The sequence below is a fragment of the Paraburkholderia sp. genome, from assembly GCF_049581445.1.
Classification (GTDB): Bacteria; Pseudomonadota; Gammaproteobacteria; order Burkholderiales; family Burkholderiaceae; genus Paraburkholderia.
Genome location: NZ_JBAURZ010000315.1, coordinates 17472 through 42263 on the forward strand (window position 1 = coordinate 17472; position 24792 = coordinate 42263).

General features: G+C 60.8%; 27 protein-coding genes and 3 pseudogenes. 11 read left to right on the top strand and 19 right to left on the bottom strand.

Annotated elements, in window-relative coordinates:
• Nucleotides 1-31: 31 nt before the first annotated feature.
• On the bottom strand, nucleotides 32-868 hold the full coding sequence (locus tag WCA85_RS26300) for an alpha/beta fold hydrolase (protein WP_424067793.1): 837 nt from the start codon (nucleotides 866-868) through the stop codon (nucleotides 32-34).
• A gap of 137 nt (nucleotides 869-1005) precedes the next feature.
• Here WCA85_RS26300 and WCA85_RS26305 point away from each other — a divergent pair.
• The 7 genes and pseudogenes from WCA85_RS26305 to WCA85_RS26335 all read left to right on the top strand — a co-directional run.
• A pseudogene (locus WCA85_RS26305) lies at nucleotides 1006-1083 on the top strand (IS6 family transposase); the annotation flags it as partial.
• Between the two features lie 207 nt (nucleotides 1084-1290).
• A complete protein-coding gene (locus WCA85_RS26310; RefSeq protein ID WP_424067794.1) occupies nucleotides 1291-1983 on the top strand; it encodes a GntR family transcriptional regulator in 693 nt (230 codons plus the stop codon).
• An 84-nt stretch (nucleotides 1984-2067) separates the two neighbouring features.
• Nucleotides 2068-3069 carry a TauD/TfdA dioxygenase family protein gene (locus tag WCA85_RS26315; RefSeq protein ID WP_424067795.1) on the top strand — a complete coding sequence of 334 codons (1002 nt, stop codon included), beginning with the start codon at nucleotides 2068-2070 and terminating at the stop codon, nucleotides 3067-3069.
• A gap of 167 nt (nucleotides 3070-3236) precedes the next feature.
• Nucleotides 3237-3764 carry a 2,4'-dihydroxyacetophenone dioxygenase family protein gene (locus WCA85_RS26320; protein WP_424067796.1) on the top strand — a complete coding sequence of 176 codons (528 nt, stop codon included), beginning with the start codon at nucleotides 3237-3239 and terminating at the stop codon, nucleotides 3762-3764.
• A gap of 65 nt (nucleotides 3765-3829) precedes the next feature.
• On the top strand, nucleotides 3830-5140 hold the full coding sequence (locus tag WCA85_RS26325) for an MFS transporter (RefSeq protein ID WP_424067797.1): 1311 nt from the start codon (nucleotides 3830-3832) through the stop codon (nucleotides 5138-5140).
• A gap of 5 nt (nucleotides 5141-5145) precedes the next feature.
• Nucleotides 5146-5874: an SDR family NAD(P)-dependent oxidoreductase gene (locus WCA85_RS26330; RefSeq protein WP_424067798.1), complete on the top strand. Its 729-nt coding sequence runs from the start codon at nucleotides 5146-5148 to the stop codon at nucleotides 5872-5874.
• Between the two features lie 167 nt (nucleotides 5875-6041).
• The gene (locus WCA85_RS26335; RefSeq protein ID WP_424067799.1) at nucleotides 6042-6773 is read left to right on the top strand and encodes an IS6 family transposase; all 732 of its coding nucleotides are present in this window, start codon (nucleotides 6042-6044) and stop codon (nucleotides 6771-6773) included.
• Nucleotides 6774-6907: 134 nt separating this feature from the next.
• Here the strand turns inward: WCA85_RS26335 and WCA85_RS26340 are convergent, their stop codons facing one another.
• From WCA85_RS26340 to WCA85_RS26370, 7 genes are all read right to left on the bottom strand, one after another.
• On the bottom strand, nucleotides 6908-8404 hold the full coding sequence (locus WCA85_RS26340; RefSeq protein ID WP_424067800.1) for a M81 family metallopeptidase: 1497 nt from the start codon (nucleotides 8402-8404) through the stop codon (nucleotides 6908-6910).
• Nucleotides 8401-9699 (bottom strand): Zn-dependent hydrolase, encoded by a 1299-nt coding sequence (locus tag WCA85_RS26345; protein ID WP_424067801.1) that lies wholly within the window; start codon nucleotides 9697-9699, stop codon nucleotides 8401-8403. The genes WCA85_RS26340 and WCA85_RS26345 overlap by 4 nt, the downstream gene beginning before the upstream one ends.
• A 30-nt stretch (nucleotides 9700-9729) precedes the next feature.
• On the bottom strand, nucleotides 9730-10431 hold the full coding sequence (locus WCA85_RS26350; protein WP_424067802.1) for an ABC transporter ATP-binding protein: 702 nt from the start codon (nucleotides 10429-10431) through the stop codon (nucleotides 9730-9732).
• A complete protein-coding gene (locus tag WCA85_RS26355) occupies nucleotides 10428-11195 on the bottom strand; it encodes an ABC transporter ATP-binding protein (protein ID WP_424067803.1) in 768 nt (255 codons plus the stop codon). Before WCA85_RS26355 ends, WCA85_RS26350 begins: the two co-directional genes overlap by 4 nt.
• Complete coding sequence (locus tag WCA85_RS26360) at nucleotides 11192-12235, bottom strand: branched-chain amino acid ABC transporter permease (protein ID WP_424067804.1); 1044 nt, start codon at nucleotides 12233-12235, stop codon at nucleotides 11192-11194. Before WCA85_RS26360 ends, WCA85_RS26355 begins: the two co-directional genes overlap by 4 nt.
• Nucleotides 12232-13092 (bottom strand): branched-chain amino acid ABC transporter permease, encoded by an 861-nt coding sequence (locus WCA85_RS26365; RefSeq protein ID WP_424067805.1) that lies wholly within the window; start codon nucleotides 13090-13092, stop codon nucleotides 12232-12234. Before WCA85_RS26365 ends, WCA85_RS26360 begins: the two co-directional genes overlap by 4 nt.
• Nucleotides 13093-13205: 113 nt before the next feature.
• Complete coding sequence (locus WCA85_RS26370) at nucleotides 13206-14414, bottom strand: ABC transporter substrate-binding protein (protein ID WP_424067806.1); 1209 nt, start codon at nucleotides 14412-14414, stop codon at nucleotides 13206-13208.
• A gap of 253 nt (nucleotides 14415-14667) precedes the next feature.
• Between WCA85_RS26370 and WCA85_RS26375 the strand changes: the two genes are divergently transcribed.
• Nucleotides 14668-15525, top strand: coding sequence for a FadR/GntR family transcriptional regulator (locus tag WCA85_RS26375; protein ID WP_424067807.1), 858 nt, complete (start codon nucleotides 14668-14670; stop codon nucleotides 15523-15525).
• Between the two features lie 27 nt (nucleotides 15526-15552).
• Here the strand turns inward: WCA85_RS26375 and WCA85_RS26380 are convergent, their stop codons facing one another.
• Together WCA85_RS26380 and WCA85_RS26385 are read right to left on the bottom strand one after the other, a co-directional pair.
• Entirely contained in the window at nucleotides 15553-15681 is a 129-nt protein-coding gene (locus tag WCA85_RS26380; protein ID WP_424067808.1) for an FGGY-family carbohydrate kinase, read from the bottom strand.
• A gap of 57 nt (nucleotides 15682-15738) precedes the next feature.
• A pseudogene (locus WCA85_RS26385) lies at nucleotides 15739-16047 on the bottom strand (DDE-type integrase/transposase/recombinase); the annotation flags it as partial.
• 82 nt (nucleotides 16048-16129) lie between these two features.
• Here WCA85_RS26385 and WCA85_RS26390 point away from each other — a divergent pair.
• From WCA85_RS26390 to WCA85_RS26400, 3 genes are all read left to right on the top strand, one after another.
• Entirely contained in the window at nucleotides 16130-16450 is a 321-nt protein-coding gene (locus tag WCA85_RS26390) for a hypothetical protein (RefSeq protein ID WP_424067809.1), read from the top strand.
• 15 nt (nucleotides 16451-16465) lie between these two features.
• Complete coding sequence (locus tag WCA85_RS26395; RefSeq protein WP_424067810.1) at nucleotides 16466-16909, top strand: hypothetical protein; 444 nt, start codon at nucleotides 16466-16468, stop codon at nucleotides 16907-16909.
• A 70-nt stretch (nucleotides 16910-16979) separates the two neighbouring features.
• Nucleotides 16980-18050 (top strand): SagB/ThcOx family dehydrogenase, encoded by a 1071-nt coding sequence (locus WCA85_RS26400; RefSeq protein WP_424067811.1) that lies wholly within the window; start codon nucleotides 16980-16982, stop codon nucleotides 18048-18050.
• Between the two features lies 1 nt (nucleotide 18051).
• Here the strand turns inward: WCA85_RS26400 and WCA85_RS26405 are convergent, their stop codons facing one another.
• The 9 genes and pseudogenes from WCA85_RS26405 to WCA85_RS26445 all read right to left on the bottom strand — a co-directional run bounded on the left by WCA85_RS26405 (nucleotide 18052) and on the right by WCA85_RS26445 (nucleotide 24552).
• Nucleotides 18052-18552, bottom strand: coding sequence for a universal stress protein (locus tag WCA85_RS26405; RefSeq protein ID WP_424067812.1), 501 nt, complete (start codon nucleotides 18550-18552; stop codon nucleotides 18052-18054).
• 182 nt (nucleotides 18553-18734) lie between these two features.
• Nucleotides 18735-18956 (bottom strand): CDGSH iron-sulfur domain-containing protein, encoded by a 222-nt coding sequence (locus tag WCA85_RS26410; protein WP_424067813.1) that lies wholly within the window; start codon nucleotides 18954-18956, stop codon nucleotides 18735-18737.
• Complete coding sequence (locus WCA85_RS26415) at nucleotides 18953-19462, bottom strand: putative 2OG-Fe(II) oxygenase (protein ID WP_424067814.1); 510 nt, start codon at nucleotides 19460-19462, stop codon at nucleotides 18953-18955. The genes WCA85_RS26410 and WCA85_RS26415 overlap by 4 nt, the downstream gene beginning before the upstream one ends.
• Nucleotides 19463-20380: 918 nt before the next feature.
• Nucleotides 20381-20827 carry a copper chaperone PCu(A)C gene (locus tag WCA85_RS26420; protein ID WP_424067815.1) on the bottom strand — a complete coding sequence of 149 codons (447 nt, stop codon included), beginning with the start codon at nucleotides 20825-20827 and terminating at the stop codon, nucleotides 20381-20383.
• Between the two features lie 27 nt (nucleotides 20828-20854).
• Nucleotides 20855-20989, bottom strand: a complete 135-nt coding sequence (locus WCA85_RS26425; protein WP_424067816.1) for a hypothetical protein — start codon at nucleotides 20987-20989, stop codon at nucleotides 20855-20857.
• A gap of 558 nt (nucleotides 20990-21547) precedes the next feature.
• Nucleotides 21548-22591: a lysylphosphatidylglycerol synthase domain-containing protein gene (locus WCA85_RS26430; RefSeq protein WP_424067817.1), complete on the bottom strand. Its 1044-nt coding sequence runs from the start codon at nucleotides 22589-22591 to the stop codon at nucleotides 21548-21550.
• A gap of 4 nt (nucleotides 22592-22595) precedes the next feature.
• A pseudogene (locus tag WCA85_RS26435) lies at nucleotides 22596-23018 on the bottom strand (bacteriohopanetetrol glucosamine biosynthesis glycosyltransferase HpnI); the annotation flags it as partial.
• Nucleotides 23019-23501: 483 nt separating this feature from the next.
• A complete protein-coding gene (locus WCA85_RS26440) occupies nucleotides 23502-24101 on the bottom strand; it encodes a hypothetical protein (RefSeq protein ID WP_424067818.1) in 600 nt (199 codons plus the stop codon).
• A 214-nt stretch (nucleotides 24102-24315) separates the two neighbouring features.
• The gene (locus tag WCA85_RS26445; protein ID WP_424067819.1) at nucleotides 24316-24552 is read right to left on the bottom strand and encodes a hypothetical protein; all 237 of its coding nucleotides are present in this window, start codon (nucleotides 24550-24552) and stop codon (nucleotides 24316-24318) included.
• Nucleotides 24553-24792: the final 240 nt, after the last annotated feature.

Genomic DNA, 24792 nt, shown 5'->3' on the forward strand with positions numbered 1-24792 from the left:
AAAGCAAGATCGCGTGCGTGGCGCGGGCATGTCAGGTGCAGGCCGTCCGTTCGAGCAGGCGGAATAATTCGTGGGCGACCAGATCCGGGCTTTCGAGCGGCGTGAGGTGACGCGCGCCCATCACCAGGGTATAGGTCGAACCAGGGATGCCCGCGTGCAACGCCTGCGCCATGGCAGGCGGCGCGGCATAGTCCTCCTCGCCGACGATCACACAGGCGGGGACAGTGACCTGCGGCAGCAGCGCACGTCCGTCGAAGGTGCCCAGCATGCGGCCAGTGGCAGCAAATGACGCCACTTCGTTGCGCAAGAAGGTGTCGACGCAGCGTTCGACAACCTCGGGATGCGCCGCACGGAATGCGTCGCTAAACCAGCGCGTGGTCTGAAAATCGACGAGTGGTGCGAGTCCTTCGCGCTCTGCGTTCTCGGCGCGCACGTTCCAGTCTTGCGGGGCGCTTGGGCCATACCACGCGGTCGTGTCGATCAGCCCGACAGCGCGCGTCGCGTCGGGATAGGTCGCCGCGAATTGCAGCGAGACGCAACCGCCCATGGAAGCGCCTGCGATCACGACGCCGTTGAAATTCAGCGCGCCGATGACATCGTGGACATCCTGGGCGAAAATTTCGACCGTGTAAGGACCGGCCGGTTTGTCCGAGGCACCGTGGCCGCGGCAGTCGATGGTGAGAACCGACGCCTGCGGCGTTAACTGCTCGACCACCGGACGCCAGAAATCGCGGTCCATGGCCAGCGAATGAAGCAGGACCACGCGCGGCTGGCTGCCGCCAACTCCGTGAAGGCTATAGGCAATACGGGTGCCGTCGCGCACCGTAACGTAGGCTGACTCGACATCGCCGCTAGGTAGGGTTTTCATCGCGTGCTTTGCAGTTCCGTGAAATGCGGACACATTGCCCGCTAGCCGGATATTGCCAGGCCGCCCCGACCAGGGCAAACGACGATCTTTCATGCGGGACATGAAAACGATTCATCGGCGTCGGAACTGCGCCTTTGCAGCACTTCGCACTGAAACGACATCTGCTGCACGCTTATCTTTATCGCAAACACCTTGCGACCCCCTTCGCCGCATAGCGCGAATTTGCCAATGTCACCCGAAGTCCGTCGAATGCGTTGTGAGCCACAGTGTCTTATGCATCACCATCGATCGCGTCCCGCAAGTTGACAGTGCCCGCAACACAAATCGAAATCCGCGCTAAGGTAAGCTATGAGGTTGACGCATCTCGCGAACCACTTTACCGCATGCTTTAGGAGCCTTGTGCTGTCGTGCATATTACGGACATGAACGAAACCCCTGCTATCTCCGAACCGGTGCCGCGATCGAGCACCACGCTCAATCAGGAAGCGTACCGGCGGCTGGAGGAAATGATCGTTACCCTCGAACTCGCGCCCGGCTCGCTCGTATCCGAGTCGATCCTCAGTCGTCAGCTCGGCATCGGTACGACTCCGATACGCGAAGCCCTGCAGCGACTCGCGCGGGAGTACCTGGTCGACATCATCCCGCGGCGTGGCGTCGTCGTAACCACCATCGACGTCCGACGGCAGTTCGAGGTCCTCGAAACCCGGCGCGAACTCGACAGGCTGCTGAGTTCCGCTGCGGCCCGCCGCTCCAGCGCAATGGAGCGCAAATCGTTTGCAGAGAATCTTGAATACACGAACAAGGCGATCGGCGAGAACGACGTGCGCGAATTCCTGCGGCTCGATGCTGAGCTCAACCAGTTACTCTCGAAGGCGGCTCGCAACGGTACCGCTGCAGCCTTGGCCTCGACACTGCATACGGTATCGCGTCGCTTCTGGTTTTATCACCACGACCCACAAACCGCTCTCGTCCAGATCGGGCCGCTGCACGCGAATCTTGTCGAAGCGATTGCATCGGGCGACCCTGCCCTGGCCAGCACGGCATCAAACCGGCTCATCGACTATCTGGTCGAGTTCGCACACGCGACGTTGCCGCATCAACCCAATCCCGTCTGATTCAATCCGGCTGCGCCTGATCTTATGCTGCGCTGCAATTAAGGGTTAGCTCCTAGTTGCCGTGCGCAACATGACGGTTTTACTATGTTTCATCTCTGGCATGCCAGTGACATGCCAGTGCTGGACAACCACTTGGAGGAGACGATGGAGCAAACGGCGGCAGTCAAGGATTATGTGATCTCTCCCTTGGGAGAGGCGCTTGGAGCTGAAGTAACGGGGCTGGATCTCTCGAAGCCGTTGAGCGGCTCAGTCATCGGCGAACTGAAGAGAGCGATCGCTCAATACGGCGTGCTGTGCTTTCGCGACCAGACGCTGAGCGAGGCGCAGCAGATTGAATTCTCGAAGCAGTGGGGTCCGCTCGAGGATTTTCCGGAAGAAGACAAAACGGTGGCGGCCGCCACCGTCTACCACGTTGCGAACGTCTCTGCGGATGGGCAGAGTCTGCCCGAGACGGACTTCCGCGTGATCTACCAGAAGGTCAATGCGCGCTGGCATACCGACAGTTCCTACCGGTACGTGCCGGCATACGTGTCGCTGCTTTATGGCATCGAAGTCATGCCAAAAGGCGCGCCGGGTGGCCGCACCGGCTTCTCAAACATGATCGCGGCCTATGCTGCACTGCCCGAGGCGCTCAAGGACGAGATCGAACCGCTCCACATGGTTCACACATACGAATTCGGCCGGCGCCTTTTCCCCGAACTGCCGCCAGTTTCAAAACACGAGAAGGAGAGCGTGCCCCCGGTAAGCCAGCCCCTGGTGCGCGTCCATCCAGACCGCGGCAACCAGCGCTCGCTGTATTTCACGGCGAATGCCGGAAATGAGATCAGCGGCTTGACGCTGGAAGAAGGGCAGGCGCTGCACAGGAAGCTCGTCGAGCACATCTCGCAGCCGCAGTTCACGTACTTCCACGAGTGGAAGAAAGGCGATCTGGTCGTTTGGGATAACCGGACGATGCTGCACAAGGCGGAAGCCTACGACATGAGCAAGTATCGCCGTGTGTTCCGCCGCACCACTGTCGCGGGCGACGGTCCTGTCCTTGGGCCCTATTCCCGGGCCGTGGTCGGTAACAGGCGCGGCGCGACTTAACCCCTGCAAAGCGCGGGTCGCGCGGTGATGACGCGCGACCCGCGTAGCTGGCGTGAATGCTCGTGCTGCATGCGAGGACGGCCACTACCGATTTCCTTCGGCCGGCGCATCGAATTTCTATCCACGCGCCGGGACCGATATCCCACAAGAGTGACAAGGAGCCACGCATGGCTACAGCCAAACCCCCGGCGGATGCAATGACGCCGTATCAACTGCCCTTCCCCGAGGAGGCGGCGAAGGAGATCGTCGTTGGCTCGGCGATTCCTCAGGACGAGCGCCTCTGGGTTCCTCAGGCGGAGAACGTCTGGTTCCGGCCGCTCTGCCTGAACGTATCGACCGGTTACTGGATGAATCTGCTGCGCGTGCGCAAATCCGGCGTGTTGAGCCGCCACCGGCATCCGCAAGCCGTCCACGGCATGGTCCTGAAGGGACGCTGGCGCTACCTCGAGCATGACTGGGAGGCCACCGAGGGCAGCTATGTGTTCGAGCCGCCCGGCGAGACCCACACGCTCTACGTACCGGAAGATGTGGAGGAAATGATCACCTACTTCCAGGTCAACGGCGTGATGTTCTACTGCGACCCGTACGGCAACTACACCGGCTATGAAGACGTCTTCACCAAGGTCGACATGTGCCGCAAACATTTTGCAGCGGTTGGTCTGGGCGAAGATTACGTCGATCAGTTCATCCGTTAACAGCCAATAACACTCGACAATACCGGCCGAACCCACGGCACAAAAAAGCATCGGAGGAGACAACCATGCTTAAGAAAACATCGCGCCTGAAGCACATCCAGGTGGTCGCAATCACGTTTCTGACACTGGCCGGCACCGTCAACTATCTGGACAGAAGCACCCTCTCGATCGCGAACCACTCCGTGAGTCACGAGCTCGGCCTGTCTGCCTCGCAGATGGGTTTGCTGCTGTCGGCGTTCTCGTTCGCCTACGCCTTCTCGCAACTGCCAATCGGTATGCTGCTCGATCGCTTCGGCGCGCGCGTGATGCTGGGACTCGGCATGTTTGTCTGGTCGAGCGCGCAATTGTGCGGCGGTCTTGTGTCGAGTCTGCCGCAATTTCTCGTGGCTCGCGTCGCGCTGGGGTTGGGCGAGGCGCCGAACTTCCCTGCAGGCGCCAAAGTCGTCAGCGAATGGTTCGCCGTGCACGAACGCGGCCGGCCAACGGGCATCTTCATCACCTCCTCGACCATTGCACCTGCCATCGCCCCGCCCGTGCTCACGGTCATCATGTTGGTCTTCGGCTGGCGGACGATGTTCATCGTGATGGGCCTCCTGGGCATCGCCGTCTCGCTCGGCTGGTACCTGGTCTATCGGGATCGCCGCAAGGTACCGCTAGAGCAGGACGAAGTGGCCTTTCTTAGCGAGGGCGAGCCGGAGCAGCACGCCGAACGCCGCATGACGATGCGCGAGTGGCGCGGCCTGTTTAGCAAGGCGACCACATGGGGCATGATCTTCGGCAATATGGGCGTGATCTACATGGTGTGGCTCTATCTCACCTGGCTGCCCGCGTATCTCGAGCATGAACGGCATATATCCATTGCCAATACCGGCTGGCTCGTATCCATCCCCTACCTGTTTGGCACGCTCGGCATGCTGTCAAGCGGCTTCGTGTCCGACGGCCTGATGGCCCGGGGCGTGGCGCCGATGACAAGCAGCAAGTGGCCGATCTGCGTAGGTCTCGTCGGCGCAGCAGTGTTCACCGTACCCGCCGCATTCACGCCGAACCTGACGCTCGCGATGATTTACCTGTGCGCCGCGATGTACTTCGTCAACCTGGCTAGCGGCGCGTGCTGGACGCTGGCGACGTTCGCGGCGCCGCGTCACATGGTCGCCTCACTCGCCAGTATCCAGAATTTCGGCGGCTATTTCGGCGGATCGTTTGCGCCGTTCGTGACCGGCATCGTGGTGGACCGGACGCACTCTTTCGTCAACGCTTTCCTCATTAGTGCGATGGTCGCGTTCGCAGCGGCGCTGGTTTATATGTTTATCGTGAGAACCAGGATCGAGGACAGCGAAATGGCTGTCTCCACGGTTCCTGTTTCCGACTTTTCCTGACCAACATGACATTCGACACCAACCTTTTCAAAGGCAAGACTGCCGTCGTCGCGGGTGGTACGCAGGGCATCGGCGCCGGCATCGCCCAATGCTTCGCCCGGCTTGGCGCACATGTCGTCGCCGCAGGTATCATGCCGACCGATGCCCAGCGCGAAGCCCTTGGCCCGGGCATCGACGTCGTCGAGCTCGACGTCAGTGATGACGCAAGCGTAGCGGCACTTGTCGAGAAAGCGCCCGCAATCGACATGCTCATCAATTGCGCCGGCATGATCCGGCGCGGCGACGAACACGGCATTGATGTCTTCGAACGTGTGATTGCCGTGAACCTGAGCGGCACGATGCGCGTGTGCGCCGCGGCTCGCGAGCGGCTCAAGGCGAGCGGCGGCACGATCGTCAATACGGCTTCGATGCTGAGCTTTTTCGGTGGCGGACTCGTGCCAGCGTATAGCGCGAGCAAGGGCGGCGTCGTGCAGTTGACGAAGTCGCTTGCGATTGCCTACGCGGGCGACGGCATCCGCGTGAATGCGGTGGCACCCGGCTGGATTGCGACTCCATTGACCGAGGCGCTGCAAAAAGATGACATCCGTTCACAGGCGATCCTCGATCGCACGCCCATGAAGCGCTGGGGCCAGCCCAACGATGTCGCGCAAGTGGTCGCATTTCTGTGCTCGCCTGCGGCAGCGTTCATGACGGGTGCCGTCGTACCGGTTGATGGCGGGTATCTGGTGGCATAGTGGGTTCTGTTGCAGTAAGGCGTTCCGCTATGATGTGCGGAACGATACGAACGACTGCAAGCTCGATGAAGACGTTGAATCCGGCGGTGGCCCGAGTGCTCAAACGCCTGCATTGTCCGCTCGATGGGCGTTGTCACGTTGCTGAGCCGGTCGAGTAACATGTCGTGATGAAAAAGACGAAATCGCTCTATCACGGCCATCGCTTTCCGGCAGTCGTCATCAGTTGTGCAGTTCGCTGGTACTTTCGGTTTCAGTTGAGTCTGCGCGACATCGAAGAGCTACTGTTTGAACGTGTCGTGGTCGTGAGCTACGAGACGGTCCGTCGTTGGTGCGAGAAGTTTGGGGCAGGCTTCGCACGTCGCGTCAAGGCGGCTCGCCGCAGGCCGGGCACCACCTGGCATCTTGATGAAGTGTTTGTGTCGTTGCGCGGTGAGCCTCACCTGCTATGGCGTGCGGTTGATGAGCATGGCGCAGAGCTCGACATCCTGGTGCAGAAACGACGGGACAAGGCGGCCGCCAAACGGTTCTTCAGGCGCGTGCTTCGTTCATACCCGGTGCCGCGCAAGATCGTCACCGATCAGTTGCGCAGCTATCCGGCAGCGAAGGCCGACATCCCCGAACTGGCGAACGTCAAACACGTGTTCGTCAAGGCTGCAGCTCGCGTGAACAATCGGGCCGCGAATAGCCATCAACCTACGCGTGAACGTGAGCGGCGCATGCGTGGTTTCCGCGAGCCGAAACGGACTCCGGCCTTCCTGTCGAGCTTCGGCCTGATCCGGCAGCACTTCGCGCTCAAGCGACATCTGTTGCGCGCTTCGCTCTACCGCAAACAGCTCGCTGAGCGCTTTGTCGCATGGCATGGTTTCACCGAACTCGCCAAAAATCCGTCACCTGTCTGAGCAAACGCACCTCTTCCGCTGTATTGTGCCCCCGACGAATCAACGTGACAACGCCCTTCTGGTCCATGGTGCAAGAACCGTTTTGCAATACGCATCCGGCAAGACTGACAATCGTAGCCGATGGTTGCAGCAGCTCATCGTGACGTCCCATGCTCCCAGCTAGCCACACTATCTAGCGGATAGACCGGGCGCTTCACATGCTTGAACGCAAAGAGTCCGTAGTCCGAGCTCGTAACGCCGCGGCTATCGCATTCGACCAGCGAGGCTGCGATTGGCACGAACACAGGTCTGCAGTACATGCGCGACTTGAGAAGCAGGAAGCGCGCACGCCGTGGATCGATACCGACGCTTTCGAACACGCCCAAGTCCCACGGTTCATGCGTGCGTTCTGTCAGGACGAGTGTTGCCGCGCCGATGTCAAGCACCGCGGCACGGCCCATGAACGCGCGCTGGCCTGTGTACGTCGGACCGCTGATGGTGTATTCGCCGTCAGTCAGCGCGCGGACCACGCCCGTTACCCTCAATGGCGGCCTCAGCTGGATGGCCTCCCCCGCAATCTTGTTTCCAACGGCGACCGTCACGGTCGTGCCAACGCCGGCAGCCTGCAATATGCCGACGGCAGTGGGATCGCACAACGGCCCGCTTACGATGCCCTTGAGTCCCTGCCTCAGTGCTTCCTCGAGAAGGTCCATCGTGTCGCAGGTGCCACCCGACATGCAGTTGTCGCCATGGTCGAGCAGCAGCACGGGCTTGTCAGCCCCGAGTGCGAGCGTCGCCGCCCGAGCGACCGATTCGATGAGCGGCTCGCTACGGTAGACGAACTCATCGCGCTCATCCCAGATCTGCTGTGCGATGCGCTCTGCTACCTCATCGGCAGCCGAACGATCGCCGTCGCCTACCACGACGACGCTGATACAGGGTGCATGGATATCAGCCAGTGAAAAGCCTGACAACACCGACACCGCCAGCATCCCTTCGGCCTCAGCAGCGCGCGCGGCATCGACGGCGCGTTTCATGGCACCCTCCGCCGTAGCGCTGCGCAATGTGTGCGTAAGGAGCGGCGGCTGTCGCCAGGCGATCACCGGCCGTGCCCGCCCGTAGATCAGGTCGAACAGCAGACGCGCGGCGTGTGCGCCCGTTTCGTACATGTCGACGTGCGGATAGGTCTTGAAGCTGACGATTATGTCAGCGTGGTCGATCATCTTCTGCGTTACGTTGCCGTGCAGGTCAAGCGCAACCGCGATCGGTGCGTCGGGCAATACGGCACGCACGCGTTCGAGCAGGTCGCCCTCGCCATCGTTCGAATTCTCTGCGACCATCGCGCCATGCAGGTCGAGCAATACGGCGTCGCACCCGCTCGCGGCGGCGACGATGGCGTTACAGATTGCATCGTAGGCTGCCGCCGCAACGGGCCCGCTCGGGTTCGCCGAAGCGGAAACAGGCGTGACGATCTCGGCATGTTCGCGCTCGGCCGCATCGATAAACGCAGACATCGCGGTCTGCATGCCCTTGTTCTCGCGCCAGGCGTCCTCGCCGTAGCTCGGTCCACTGCGCCCGAAGGCTTCGAGTGGCGTCGCCACCGGCGAGAACGTGTTCGTCTCGTGGTTCATCCGCGCGATGAGAATCTTCATGAGGCGGCTCCTTCGACAGCTTGCGCGGCACGCAGCATCGCCTGCAGCAGCACATTGCAGCCCGCTTCCAGATGATCGGCACGGGCGTCCTCGATTTCGTTGTGGCTGATTCCGTCTTTGCACGGCACGAAAATCATCGCGGCCGGGGCGACGCGCGCGACATACACCGCGTCGTGACCCGCACCGCTGATCACGTCCATCGACGACAGGCCGAGCGCATCCGCGCCTTGGCGCACGGCGGCTACCATCGACGGCTCGAACGGCTGCGGCGCAAAGTAAACGACCTGTTCGACATCGATCGTCATGCTCTTCTTCGCGCCCGCTTGCGCGCATGCGTCGCGCAGCGCTGCGTCCATCGCGCTGAGCGACGCGTCGTCGGCCGCGCGCAGGTCGACCGTAAGCGTCACCCGGCCTGGAATGACATTGCGCGAATTCGGATGCACATCGACCCAGCCAACCGTACCGTGGCCGTGCGGCGCGTGATCAAGCGCGATGCGATTCACTGCGTGAATCAGATCCGCGGCGACGAGCAGCGCATCGCGGCGCAATTCCATCGGCGTCGGCCCGGCATGCGCTTCCATGCCGTGCACCGTGACGTCGTACCAGCGTTGTCCGAGCGCGCCTTGCACGACGCCGATCGTCGTTTCATTTGCCTCGAGCACCGGCCCCTGTTCGATATGCGCCTCGAAGTAGGCGCCCACGGCGTGCGGCGCAACCATCTCCGCGCCGTTGTAGCCGATTGCGGCCAGCGCGTCGCTCACCGCAATGCCTTCGCGATCGCGCTGCGCCAGCGCATGCTCAAGCGTGAAGGCGCCGGAGAACACGCCCGAGCCCATCATCACAGGCACGAAGCGCGAACCTTCCTCATTGGTCCAGACCACAACCTCGAGCGGCGCGTCCGTGTAGACGTTAGCCGCAGCTAGCGTGCGCAGAACTTCGAGGCCTGCGAGCACGCCGTAGTTTCCGTCGAACTTGCCTCCCGTCGGCTGCGTATCGATATGGCTGCCCGTCATGACAGGCGGCAAATCATCACGCAGCCCCGCGCGTCTGGCAAAGATATTGCCGATTGCATCCACCCGTATCGTGCAGCCAATCTCCTTTGCCCATGCGACGAAAAGATCGCGTCCCTCGCGGTCGAGTTCGGTGAGCGCGAGTCGGCAGACTCCACCTTTCGGCGTACCGCCGATTTTCGCCAGTTGCATCAGGCTGTCCCACAGACGCGGTCCGTCGACACGTAAGTCGGCGAGCGCAGGGGGATGCTGCGGCGCAATTGCGGTCAATTCATGAGCTTGCATCAGGTTTCCTTGCGACAAGAAGCGTGACGTTCAAACGACGCCCACGCCCAGATAGCGGTCCTTGATCGATTCATCGGCGATAAACGCTGCGTTGGTGCCTTCGTAGACGATCACGCCCTGCTCGATGATGTAGTGGCGATCGGCGAGTTGCGAGCACACTTCGAGGTTCTGCTCGACGAGCAGGATCGCGACACCCTCCTGTTTAATGAGCTTGAGTTGCGCGACGATCTCCTCGACGATCACAGGCGCCAGTCCTTCGACAGGCTCGTCGAGCATCAACAGGCGCGGATGATTCATCAGCGCGCGTCCGATCGCTAGCATCTGCTGTTCACCACCGGACAACTGGGCGCCGCCGTTCGTACGGCGTTCCTTCAGGCGGGGAAAGATGCGATAGATGTCGTTCAGTTGCCACGGCGAGTCCTTGCGCGCGCCGAGCCGCAGGTTTTCCTCAACGGAGAGCAGGCGAAAAATACCGCGATGCTCCGGCACGAAGCAGACGCCGCGCGATGCGATCCGATGCGGTGCCAGCTTGCCGATCGGCTCCCCCTTGAACGTCACCGTGCCGCGCAGCGGTGCGACGACGCCTGCGATGCTCTTGAGCGTAGTCGACTTGCCCGCCCCGTTGCGACCGAGCAAGGTCACGGTCTCGCCTTCGCCAACCTGCAGCGTCACACCCTGCAGGATGTGACTCTTGCCGTAAAAGCCGTGAATCTGCTGGACGTCCAGAATCATGCGCGGCCTCCGGTGATCATGTTGCCGAGGTAGGCGCTTCTGACTCGCTCGTCGCCGCGAATCTCGTCGGGGCGGCCTTCGACCAGCACTCGTCCCTGTTGCATCACCGTGATCGTGTCCGAGATGTCCATCACGATGCCCATGTTGTGTTCGATCAGCACGACCGTGTAGTCGTCGCGCAGGCCGCGGATCAACTGCTTCATGTCGTCGAGATCGTCGATGCCCATGCCCGAGGTTGGCTCGTCGAGAAAGATCGCCTTGGGGCGCGCGGCCAGCGCCATGCCGACTTCGAGGCGCCGCTGCTGGCCATGCGAGAGGGCCCCCGCAACAGTGTCGGCGAAGCGCTGCAACCCGAGGCGCTCCAGCACGCGGTCCACCACGTCCGCATGCTGCAGCGCGCCAAGCGGTGGCGTCCATGCGTTCAGCGCCCGCCGTGCGTCGACGCCCTGGGCTGCGAGCCTCAGGTTTTCGCGCACGCTCAGGTTCGCAAACAGGCTGGTGACCTGAAACGAGCGCGCGATGCCGCGGCGCACGCGCTTATGATCCGGTTCGTGCGTCACGTCGTGGCCGTCGAACACGATCTTGCCGGCTGTGATCGGCAGCGTGCCGGTCAGTACATGGAACAGGGTCGTCTTGCCTGCGCCGTTCGGTCCGATCACCGAATGCACGGTACGCGGCAGGATGCGCAGTTCGACATCGGACAGCGCCGTGAATTTGCCATAGCGCTTCACGACACCGCTCGCCTGCAGAATCGCCTCACTCATGTGCGCTCCTCGTCGGACTCCGTGGGCGCCGTGCGCCTTGTCGCCTGCACGATGCGCTCGCCGAGGCCCCACAGCCCACGCTGCATGTACATGCTAACGGCGATCAGAACGAGCCCAAGCAGCAGCAGCCAACGTGGCCACAAGGACGAGAGCCAGTCGGCGAACAGCACATAGAATGCCGCGCCCAGCACCGACGCAAACAGGTTGCCGGTGCCGCCGATTACCGTCATCACCACGATCATCTCGCTCGTGTGGTAATCGATATTGGACAGCGGCGCGATTCCCGTCATCAGCGCGTGCAGCGCGCCGGCGAGACCGGTTACCGCACCCGAGATCACGAACGCCATCAGTTTGAAGCGCTGGACGTTGTAGCCGACTGCGGCGGCACGCGCTTCGTTGTCGCGAATCGCCAATAGTGTGCGACCGAATACCGAGTGCGACACGCGCATCAGCAGCCAGAATGCGATCAGAAACAAAACCGCCACGAAGCCGTAGTATTGCCACGGCGACGCGAGCGGCACGAGGGTCTTGCCGAACAGCGCGAGACTGGGGCGTGGGATGTCAAGCAGGCCATTGTCGCCGCCGGTGAGATCAGGCGTGGTGTAGGCGAGAAAGTAGAACATCTGCCCGAACGCGAGCGTCAGCATGACGAAGTAAGTGCCTCGCTGGCGGATCGAGAACCACCCGACCAGCGCCGACGCCACTGCGCCGACGACGAGCGCCGCCAGCAGCGCCACCGGCACCGGCATGGCGGCGTTGGTCAGCACGAGCCCCGCGCTATAGCTGCCGAGCCCGAAGAAGATTCCCTGGCCGAACGACAGCAGGCCCGTAAAGCCAAGCAGCAGATTGCAGCCGAGCGCGGCGAGCGCGTACACCAGCACTTCGGTTGCGAGCGAACCCGAGCTCAGCACGAGCGGCAACACGCACACGACGAGCAACGCGAGCAGGATGAAACGATAGTGATGAAGCCCTTGCCTGAAGGTGCGCTTCGATGCGTGCGCCGACGTGTCGTTCGCGAGCGTCTTTGAACTGTCAGTCATGTGACCTTCCCGAGCAGACCGTTCGGACGCAGCAACAGGACGGCGGCCATCGCGACGTAGATCATCAGATGCGCGCCCTCGGGCCAGAGCGTACTCATCACGCTCTGCACGACGCCCACCAGCAGCCCGCCCACCAGCGCCCCCAGAAAATTGCCCATCCCGCCGATCACCACCACCACAAACGCGACGCTCAGCGCTTCGATACCCATGAACGGATCGACGCCGCGAATCGGCGCGGCGAGCACCCCCGCGAGCGCGGCGGTGCCTGCGCCAAGCGCGAACACAAGACTGAACACGCGCAGTACGTTGATGCCGAGCAGCGACACCATTTCGGTCGATTCGCTACCGGCGCGCACCGCACTGCCCAGGCGCGTGCCTTCGAGCACCCACCACAACAGCGCGGCCAGCACCGCAGTGAAGCCGATCACGAACAACCGGTATTTGGGGTAGACAAAGCTGCCCCAGATCACGACTCCGTTGAGTGCATCGGGCACCGGCACGTTATCGCCAATCGGCCCCCAGATCAGGATCACGCATTCCTGCAATACCAGCGCGAGGCCGACGGTCACGAGAATATGAAACTCGTGCTGCTGCGCGTAGACGTGGCGCAGGATCAGCTTCTCGACAACCCACGCGAGCGTGCCGACCACGATCGGCACGACCACCAGCGCGGTCCAGAAACTCATCGACCACTGCATCGCCTGGTAGCAGAAATACGCGCCGAGCAGGTAGAACGCCCCGTGCGCAAAGTTCACGAAACGCAACAGGCCAAAGACGATCGACAAGCCCACCGCAAGCAGGAAATACAGCATCCCCACTCCGATGCCGTTCACGATCTGCAGGAGATAAACGTTCATGGCGTCTGTCAGTGAAAGTTCCGGTGCGGGCAGCACGCGTCGTCCGCGTGCGCGTACGCCGTTTGCAAGACCCGCGTGCGCCGCCTGTTTACCGCGCGGTCAGGCTGGCCGCGTCATGCCATCTTGCAGTCGGTCTTTTCGAGCGGCAGGAACGACTGGCCGGAACTGACGATGTCCGCGAAATCATCAGCATTTTTCATCTTGTTCTTCGCCTTACCCCTAAGCAGATAGTAGTTCTTGATGACCTGGTGGTCACCTTTGCGAATTTCTTCCGGTCCCGTCAGGCCATCGTATTTCATGCCTTCGAGCACGGCTGCCACTTTCTTCGGATCGGCACTGCCCGCTTTAATGATGCCGTCGAGCAGGATCTTCGTACAGATATACGAGCCCGCGAGACTGTAATTGGGATTGGCTTTGAAGGCCGCATTGGCGCGTTTGACGAGGTCGCGGTTAAGCGGCGAGTCGATGCCGTGCCAGTACTGCGCGCCGAAGTACACGCCGTCGCAGAGATCGGCGCCCAGCGACTCGAATTGCTCGAGACCGGATGCCCAGGCAAGCAGGATCGTGCAATTGTTCTTCATGCCGAAACTCACGGCCTGGCGCAGCGTATCGGACGACTGCGAGCCGAAATTGAGGATCAGCAGTACGTCCGGCTTCGCGGCGACTGCGTTGGTCAAGTAGCCACTGAACTCCGTTTCGTTGAGCGAGTGGTAGCTGTTGCCCACATGCTCGATGCCCTTTTCCTGGAATACCGCTTTCGCAGCTGACAGCAACCCGTCGCCGAATACGTATTGCGGCGTAATGGTGTACCACCGTTTGGCCTTCGGCAACATCTGGATCAACGGGCGCACGGTCTGGTCGATCGCGCCGAAGGTCGGCACTGACCAGCGGAAGGTTGCGCTGTTGCAATCCTTGCCAGTGATTTCGTCGGCGCCGGCCGTCGTGATGAAGATGCCGCCATCCTTGTCGACTTCCTTGCCCATCGCAAGCGCTTCGGACGACAGGATGCCACCGGCGAAAAAGCGCACGTTCTTTTGTTGCGCGATTTCCTGCACGCGGCGCACCGCGGTCGCGGGCTTGCCTTCCGTATCGAGCAGCGTGTACGTAAGGGGCTCGCCGAGCACCTTGCCGTACTGCTCGATGGCAAGCTTCATGCCGAGATCGGCGTATTTGCCGTTTGCGGCAAACGGCCCCGACATCGGTACGGGGCAGGCGAACTGGAGCGGACCACCCTGGGCGAACGCGCTGCGCGCGACCAGCGAGCCGACCGCTCCCGGGACGGCCGACAGAGCGGCCAGCTTCAAGATATTCCGGCGATTCAAAATGACGCTCCTTGTGAGAAAGAGACACGTGCAACCGACTGCGAAATCGTGCTGGCCGCCTCGCTGTTTTTCCCTACCGTGCTGGCTTGGCGCTATTTATCATGATAAATAGAATAAACCCGATGCTAGGTATAATAAATTCGAGTGTCAATTAGGCAAAATTCCCGGTCGCAGCGAACCGGCCACCGCCAGATGCATCTGCAGGGACTGCCCTGCGCGAACTCAATCCGGGTGCAAACGAGGAGCAGCGAACATGGTCATGGATCGAGCCAAGGGCGGCGTCGCAATCGAAATCAAGCAGCAGAAGCGCCCCGATCTGGTCGCCGAGGAAATCAAGCGGCTGATCACCGAGAAAGATCTGAAGCCGGGCGACCGTTTGCCGCGCGAGGTCGAGTTGCAGCAACTTTTTTCAGTAAGCAAGAGCACGGTTCGCGAAGCGTTGAAATCGCTGGAGGTTCAGGGCCTCATCAAGGTAACGACCGGGCCGAACGGCGGCGGCACAGTGGTAGAGGTGCCGCTCGACCGCACGCTGCAGTTGCTGCAGAACTACCTGTTTTTCAAGGACGTGACGATCGACGACATCTACACCGTGCGTCAGTTACTCGAACCGGAACTCGCCGCGGGCGCAGTGCCGCATTTGACCGAAGAAGACTTCAGTGCGCTCGATGCGAGTATTGCGTGTTGTGATCGTCCCGCGTCGGCCCACGGCGGCAGCGATATCGTGAAGCAACGTCAGGAGGACGTAAATTTCCACGACATTCTCGCGGCCGCCAATCCGAATCCGTTCCTGCGCTTCAGTTGCGAGTTGATCAACGAGATGATCCGGCAATTGATCGAATTCCGAAACGACACCCCCCAGGTCGAGCACGAGCGTTTCGGTGAGGCGAACGTGACGATTCACAAGGCAATCACGAAGGCGGCCCGCGCACGCGATGTCGAAAAGGTGCGCGATTTGATGATGATCCATATGACTGAGGCGCCGCGCTACGTTAAGCAGATGAAGGGCAAATTGCGCGGCCGCCTGATTCTCGACTCTGAGATTCGCAAGCGCGCGCGGGCCGCCTCGGCGCAGGCGAATCCCCGCTCAAAGGAAAAGGTTGACGGAGGATAGAGAATGCCGACGACCGCCCTGCGTCGGTCACGTTTCGGTCCAGTACGATGTGCCGAGTCCGCTGGCTTCCTGACGGTCGGGAATATCGATCTGCATGCCGAGGACATCCGCAAACAACTGCGCCAGGATGGGGCTCGCTGACCCTCCACCGGTCAACCCCGCCTGCACTGCGGGAAATGCGCTGGACAGCGCATGCCGACCCCGAGCGGACGTCTAATGTCCTTTCATTTGCCCTTTCATGATCATGTGCATCGTCTTGATGCTGCCGAGAACGATGCGGGCGCAACGGAAATCCTTGAAACCCATCATGGGTCGGATGCGGCGTTTGATGGCCCGGTGGTCCTGCTCCACTATGTTGTTCAGATACTTGTTCTGACGAATCTTGATCGGTTTCTTACGTTCGGCGTTGAGCGCATGCAGCGCGGCCAGATTCGACCCACTTTAATCGATCGTCACGGTCTCCGGCTCGTCGTTCTGGCCGATCGCCTTTTCGAGGTAGCGTCGGGCCGCCGCCTCGTCGCGAAACAGCCCACCGACCGATAGTTAAGGCTCTTCGAGCGTAACAGGGCTACACTGAAAACAGGCTGAACCACGGAGCACTATCATGGACGACGCCACCCCCACCAGCACATTTCGTGGTCTTCCCCTGACGCCCGAGCAGGACGCAGAAGTCAGGCACTATATAAAACGGCAAAAGCAGCATGGCGCGCCGTGGGACACCCCGGAGTTGAAAGCCATGCTTCGCGACATGCTGGAGCCCCCCGGCGGCGGCGAAGACGGAGAACCTGGTGACGGCGTCGACGAAACGAAGGCCGCCACGGAACGCGCAACAGCCTCCATCGACGAGGCCATGGAACCCATCGAGGCCAGCGAAGAGCGAAACGCGGCTACGGAAACCGAGGGTATGAAGGGGCCCAGGCGTTAAATCCCAGGCGACGGCATGGACCGGCTAAAGCGTGCGCTACTTGAATATCACGAACGCAGCAAGCACCGCGTCAACTTCTACGCTCCGGGCCCCCAGGGTCTCGACTGGGCAGCCCAGCCGGATCCATTCCGGGTGTTTCACGACGCACCGCGCGTAGGTTTGCCGTTAGCGGCGGACGCCCTGGCTACGCGTTACAACGATCTGCGCTGCGGCGTCTTGCCACCCGCGCGCGCATTCGATCTATTCAATCTGGCCATTCTTTTCGAACTCTCGCTCGGCCTGTCTGCATGGAAGTCCTACGGCGCCCAGCGGTGGGCACTGCGCTGCAACCCTTCGAGCGGAAACCTGCATCCGACCGAGGGATATCTTCTGTGTCCGGCTCTTCACGGCTTGTCCGCAGGCACCTACCACTACGTGAGCCGGGATCACGCGCTTGAACATCGCGCGGCGATGGAATGAGGCGTTTTCGGAAAGCGGTGTCCTCGTTGGCATCAGTTCGATCCATTGGCGCGAGGCCTGGAAATATGGCATGCGCGCCTGGCGTTATTGTCAGCACGATTGCGGCCATGTCATCGCTGCGGTGAGTTATGCAGCCGCTGCGCTCGGCTGGCAGACGCGACTCGCGGAAGCAGTTGCGGATGATGCAGTGGCCGGCTTGCTCGGATTGGACCGCAGCGAAGATTTCGGGGGGGCCGAAGCAGAGGCGCCGGATGCTTTGCTCTGGATCGGCCCCCCTAGATCATCGCCTGAACTTGAGCGCATGCGTACCGCTTTGGAGAAGGCACAGTGGCATGGACACGCGAATCAGCTGAGCGCCGGACATGTGACCTGGCCGGATATCGATTCGATCCATATCGCCACACATAAGGCCCACACGCGCGAACGGCCCTCGCCGGATCCTCAACAGCGTCCGTCGCCCGCCCCACCCTCCCTCGACCTCAGCTTTGCCGCAATCGCACGGCAGCGTCGCAGTGCCGTGAATTTTGACGGCACCACGTTCATCACCGCGGCGGAGTTTTTCAGCATGCTGACGTGCCTCCTGGCACGACGCGACACGCCGCCGTGGAATGTGCTCACGTCCCCTGCTGCGGTGCATGCGGCGCTCCTGGTGCATCGGGTGGACGGTCTGGAGCCGGGCCTGTACATCCTCGTCAGGAATCATGAGGCGCTGGCAGCTCTCAAGCAGTCCCTGCGTCCAGAATGGCTTTGGCAAAAGACCGGGCCAGACGATCTACCGCTCTATTTTTTGCTGCCTTACGATTTGCGCGCCGCGGCAAAGTCGATCTGCTGTCACCAGGATATAGGCGCTGATTCCTGCTTTGCCCTGGCAATGATCGCGAGATTCGAAATCGCCTTGAAGCGGCCGTGGTGTTACCGCCACCTTTTCTGGGAATGCGGCATGCTCGGCCAGACGCTCTATCTCGAAGCGGAAGCCGCCGGCGTGCGGGCCACGGGGATTGGCTGCTTTTTTGATGATGAAATGCACACACTGCTCGGAGTGAAAGATCGTACCTGGCAAAGTCTGTATCATTTCACCGTCGGTGGCCCCGTGGAAGATCACCGCCTGTCGGCATCGACACCGTACGAGGTTCCGCCTTGAATCAAGGGTTATACGTCCCGGGACTGGTGGATTCCACTCTGCCGTGCATTGTGGTTTGCGCCGACTGCCGGACGACGAGGACAGGGATCTGACTGTGCGTCAGGACCTTCTGAGTCTCGCTGCCGAGCAACAAGGCGCGCATACCGCTTCGTCCGTGGGACGCCATGACGATGAGATCACAGTTTCGTTGTGCAGCGACGCTGATAATCGCCTCGTACGGGTGGGCGCGGTTCGTCGCAACCGTATCGCACTCGACACCTGCTTGCGCGGCCGCTCTGGTGATGACCGCGAGGTAGTCGTCCGCACGCCGCCGGGTCGACTGAACGACTCGCTCCTCTTCGTCGGCGATCATTTCGGTCCCGTACGCGAGGACATGAAATTCCGGGGTGACATGGAGCCCCGTGACTTTCGCGCCATTTTCCATCGCGAGCGTCATCGTCATCTGAATGGCGGCTTCGGAGAGTGCCGAGCCGTCGGTCGGCACTAGCAGATGCTTGAACATACGTTTCTCCCCGCGGTCCGGCGTTTACGCGTCGACATCCCTGTTCGTGGCGTGCCGCTCAAGCCAGGCACGCCTGAATCAGGGCGGCCTCTTTCAGTATAGTCACCTTGACGAGGGTCTGGTGCGCAGTCCAGATTCGTGACAAACATGATGCACGTCACGCTGGCCATTGACGCGATGCATCATGGTGTTTTGCCTTCATTTGGCGCTTCGTCGAGGTTGCTCAGAAACCCGGCCTTCTTGTGCGAACCGTCACAGAATGGCTTGTTCTGCGAGTAGCCGCATCTACATAGCCACACCTCATCCTTATCCACCTTGATAGGTTTTCCGCCCTGACTGGTGAGCGTGAAGTCGCCCTTGATATGATATGGACCGTCGTTCCGGGGGATGATTACTGTCGTCATTTGAGCCTCCAATGAGTGTGAAAATTCGACCTCGCAGGGCTGGCAGCCAGTCGTGGCCCCATAACGGCGGGCTCATGGTCCTGTCGTAGGCAGTGAGCATGACATTGAAACTGACGCTGCTGCACGGGCGAGCGCTCGTGTTCACCGACACCGAATACGGCCAGCCAGGCGGGGAACACGAGCAAGGTGCGGTCGCTCACGGTCACCACCACCTGGTCGGCGCTGTACGCCATCAATTTAATGACCGGAGGGCGAATAATGGCAGCCTGAGGGCGGGGATCGTGAAAACTGATCGCGTCGGCACCTTCCTGGGTTTGCACATAGCAGGCATTGGTCGGAAAATTGTTAGGATGGCTGTGCATGGCGTGTGCAGCGTTGGGGTCCAGCACGTTAACCCAGCACCCCGTGATGCGGAACGGGGCATCGGCCACCTTGATAAACGCGAGCACCTTGCTCACCGCGGCTTCGATACGGGTGATCAGCTCCGCACATTCGGATTTCCCCATAGCGCGTGCCCAGATCGCAAGGCAGCACCTGTGCGGGTTCCGCTACCAGCTCCCATCAAGGTTTCGGCATACGCAAGGAAATACCTGTGCTGGCCCAACTGTGGATAGGTCAGCCCGCGCAGTCAATTATAGGCTTTGGGCCGCAGCGTATTTTCAGAGAGTTCTCCGGTTGCGGATGCGGCCGATCTGTTTTTGAACAGCGCGCCGCTGCGCCAGGATCGAAGATGTCAACAGCGCAACTGCGGCGAAGCGGCGGCGTCCCTCTGCGTGACCTGTCCGCCAGCCTGATAAAGGAGCCTCCGTCATGTTGATTTATCCCGCCGCCTACCAGTCCATCAAGGGTTCCGCACTCGATGTGCGTTACCCGCGCGCATGCCCTGTCCCTTAGCAGCCCGCTTTGGACAACATGACGGCCTCACCTCGTTCTTCCCTTCTAGTTCATCAGCGCCGCGAAAGCGGGCGGCGACTGGTTGCATAGGTTTGGTTGAGTTGAGGAGCGTTTTCATGAGGGCCAGTTTGGCACAAGAACAAAACTATTCAGATAAGCAAACTTATGCCAATAGCACCGGTGCAAACCCAGATTGTAATCGCCCTGCCTCTTAAGTGAAGTGCACACCGCAACGTTGCCGGGCGCCGTGAAGGACCTCTGTGGAACCGCAGCCGCCTTCCGCCCCGACGTGACGTCGATGACTGATTGCGGGGTGTTTCGGACGTCCGCATTTTCCTGGCCACAACACGACTCGAAGCCTGCTGTTCACTGTTCTGCGTGCTCGTAAGTAATCTTGCGGCCGGCGTTCAGATGCGGTTCGCGTTCGAGAAAAAGACCCGCGAACATTGGGACAATGTCTGCCGCGGCGATCACGTTTGAGCGCAAATGTTGAATGCTCGCGCCACGGCAGATTGTTGGACTTCCGCTCGTCAGTCCGATGCTGCGCCGGCGCTTTTCACTGCGCATTCGCTTGTCACCTTCTCGCCGTCGCTGAACGAGAACGTCAGCGGGATCGACGTGCCGACCTTGAGCGGGTGCTTCGGCTTTTCGAGCATCACGTGGTAGCCGCCTGGCGCGAACCTGAGCGTGCCGTTCGCCGGGACCGTCGCCTTGGCGATCATGACCATGGTGGACGTGCTGCCATTGCTTTGGGACTGGTGAAGCATGGCCATGCCGAAGGCGTCGGTTTCAACGCCCGTCAGATCGACGGGCTTGCTGCTCATGTTCATGACGCTGAAATAGCCGCCGGATGGCAGGCCGCCGGGCAACGCGCGTATCCAGCAGTCCGAAACCATGACGGCCTTCGGTGCGGCGATGGCGGGCGTGACGCAGCCGCACAGCGCGGCGAGCAGCAGGGTCTTCAAAGTGATCCTCACGTTTATTCTTCAGTGACAGTGGTTCGGTTATTGATCGGGGTACACAGGGCTAACTGAACGGTTGAACGCCAGGCGATCGGAAAGCCAGACCGCGCCGGGTGTTGCACTCATCAGCGGAAACACCACGCCAAGCAGTACTAGCGCGATTGCCCAGGCACGCATCGGTGGTCCTGGCTTACTGTGCTAAGCGGGGCTTGCTGCATTTCATCCGCTGGGAGGTTTAGTAGGTGAATGATCCCCACGTGCCTGTGATCTACAGATGAGCCAGCGTAAGAAAGTTGCGCTGTGCAGGCAGGAAACACGGATTGATCGGATAACCGTGACACCGCTCGTGGATGAATGCTGGTGACACTTAACCCTAACGCCACCGTGGGACACAAACAAAGAGCAAATCGGCCTCCCAGGCGCTCCGCAGTGGAAATGCAAAGGTACTCAGGTTCACCTCGGACATCCCCTTGTCACGTCCACTACAGAAGGTCTGTGCGTAGCGCCGGCTAGAGTCCATCACGCTGTTCCACGACTCAAAGGGATTTCTGCTCGTAGCACTTACCCGGAACCTCCCATCGTGCTCCGTTACTACCGACGAGATCGTTGTGCAGGCACCAAGGAAGAGTACCGAAAAAAGCACAAAAAGCGTTTTCATCGACTACCCAGATGTCAGGAAACAGGATCCACATGCGCGTTCTCCAAGACAAGGTCAAGCGAGAAGCCAGGGCGGTGTTAGGTTCGCAAGTCTTTTGCTTCATTGCGGCTGCGCGCCACCCTTCTCAGCGAGAGCGCGTTGACCAGCCGGACATGTGCCTGGCCGGAGGATTCGGCAATCTGCCAGGCAAACAAACCCGGCACGAAGATCAGCAGGTCGCGAATCCGCCGGGCGCCTGCAAGCGCGAGGCAAGTTGAAGCGTCGAGCCCGAGCGCGCCGCCGATCAGGATGAAGCCACCCTCCTGCACCCCCAGCCCAGCCGGTACAAAAAACGCCGCACTACTGACCGCCTGAATCAGCGACTCGATCACTTCTGCCTCGGTAAAACTCACCCGCGCACCGAGAAAGTAAAGCGCCAGCCAGATCTCCAGCGCGGTCAATACACACTGCAGTGGTTGCCAGAAGAACAGATAGCGCAGCACCACGCCGCGGCGACGCCAGATGAGCTTGATCGACCGATCGATGTGCGCCGACTGGCCGACGAGCGCCGTAAGCTTCCCGCTGGTCGCGTGGTTCAGCATGCGCGTAATCCGCTCGAACGGGCTCGCGTGCTGCACCAGCGCAAACAGCACTAGCAGCGGCGTGAGCGCCACGATGCCCCAGGCCAGATCGGCGGCGAGGCGTAATGTGCCGGAGGCCATGTGAGCAAACAGGAAGCCAATGCCGACTAGCATGAATAGCAGCTGGCTGATCAGCGTGAGTTGCATATCGACCACCAGACTCGCCGCCGCAGTCGAGCCGCGCAAACCGCGTCGCCGCATCAGGCGAAACGACACCACCCCGCCGCCGATACGCGCCACCGGCATCATGCTGTTGACCGATTCGCGAAGCCAGACAAGATGCAACATGCGCGCGAGACCCGGTCGGCCCGCGCCGCGGATCAGGCTTTGCCAATCGCACGCGTTCGCGAGCATCGGCAGTACATGGGCGAGCCCCGCCAGCACCAACCCCGCGCCTGCAGCACGCATAAGGCCAAGCACCGCGCCTGGATTGTCGTGTACCACCAGCCAGAGCGATGCGATCAAACCAACCAGTGCTGCAAGACGACCAAGATGCTTCATTGCCCTACTCATCCTGAACCGGCGACAACAAACCGTCACCGTCTACCTTGAAGCTGAAGCCTCGCCAGATCACCCGTGTCGAGCAGAAGCTCGCCAGGAAGATCCAAAACGACACGATATCCCAGAACGGCAGCAGCCACAGGTCGCTATACGCTTGCCGCAGTGCATGATCGGACTGGACTTTCAACGCAAGGCGCGCGAGTAGCGCCGCCGCCACAAGCGGCCACGCCCATGCTGCCCCGCCCGAGAGTGCCGTAGCGAGCAATGCAAAAGCGAGTGGATGCGTCAACGACGAACCCAGATGCCCCACTGGGTTGACTGTCCGAATCGTCCGGCTCCAGCGCAATTCGTGCGCAATCAGCTTGGCGGCACTGGTCTCCACGCAGGCGTGCGACACCGCAAACGGCGGAATCACGACCTTCTCGCCAAACACGCCGCCCGTGCCGCTGAAGACCAGCATGTCGATTTGCGTGCCGGGCCAGCCCGCTTTTAGCGAGCGCGAGACAGCCGTAGCGAGCAGTACGTCGCCAATACGGCCCGTGCAGATAACAAGAACCGAGCGTGGAGGCGCCGCGTCAGAGAAGAATGACGCATGTAGTGCTCGAATAGCGCAACCACGGGACAGGATTGCCCGCACGGCTGTCACAAATGCGTTTCCAAGACGATATTTGATCTGGGCAGCGGTTGGTTGATAGGGCGATCCGTTCGTAGCCGACCATGATTATCGGTTGCAGCATCTCGTGGGTTTGAACCAGATAGGCATGCAGGAAGAAGGCACGGCTGTGCCTGAGCTTTAACGGTGCGCATGGAGTTTGGCGCGCTATCCGTCGAAGCGGGTCAATCTCACACATCATCCTGTAAGGTCCCGCAGCATAGCGGCCTCCGCTATTGCAACAGAGCCTTTATAGTTCTATTCAAGAAGCCTCGTTCGCTCCCGTTGCAGCGCACCTAGTTCACCGCCCTCATACAACTCGGCCACTACCGCCCCTCCGAGCCAGTGCATCACTAGCTTTGGATGTTCGCGCAGGTAGTTCCCTCTCGTTGTGAACTTGCCATCCATCGTGACGACTGCTGCTTCCCCTGCGGGACCACTGCACAGGTCCAGAACAATCCCGGCTCGGTCGTTCTGTTTCGAAAGCCAATCTTCGACTGAGAAATCGACTGCGTTTTCAATGCCGTGAGCGCATGCATTCCGCATTCGCCCCAAAACCCTGATGTACTTGACTGAGACCGGCTGTAGCAATCCCAACGCCGTCGCGAACTCAAGCCGCCCGGGCCGACCCAATGTCGACATACGGACAAATAGCTCCTCAAGCTCGCCGCCGAGCTTCTTAGTCAAGGCATGGACCAAGGCGGCTTCTATCAGTGCGTGTAACTGAATGACGAATGACCAATCCAGCTCTTCATAGATGGATCGCACAAAGCCTGGTGGCAGCCCGATCCCCTCCATCAGTTTCTGAACGTTCTGCTCTACAACGCCCCAACCGTTTTCGTCGCTATGGTCAGACATTTTTGCGGATACCCATTTAGAAAGTCAATCCGCCAGATTTGGGGCCTATCGCGCGCTAAGGCAATATTTGGCGCATGATCGAAACATGGTGCATCAAATTGCATCAGTAGAGGCCAATAGCGCGGATGCAGCGCCGCAAACGCAGAATCCGCAACCATTTCGTATTGCTCGACAACGAGGGTAACGATGAACGGGCGACCGCCACCGTCAATGATTATTCGAAGGGAGCTTTTTCCGGTTCGGCTGCATACTTGTCCTGGACCGCGCTCACGCAGTTGGTGAACTGCGTGCGGAAAGCGATGGAATCGGCGCTCGGCGGTGCGAGTCCATCCGACGTAACGTGCCACCCGCTGAATGTACGGGCGACATCAAGATCGAAGGATGCGCCCGGATCGTCCTCGAGAATCACTGTCTCGCGCACATCCCGACCCTGGGAGCGGATGATTGCCATGCATCCCTGGTGAAGCCGGCCAGGGAGGTGAGCGTTGCCGCTAGGCGGGGCGGCGCTGTACATCCGTAGTGACTCGAACTGCGACGGTGTCTCGGCGGAAACGAAAGCGACGTCGGCCTCTGAAATCCCGTCGCTGCAGCCGGTTACCGTGCTAAAAATCACAGCCGCGGTGATGCCGGCGAAAGTGAGTCGGAAACGGGATGGGCGATGGCGTGACATGGTTGGTGTAATTCGCGGTAC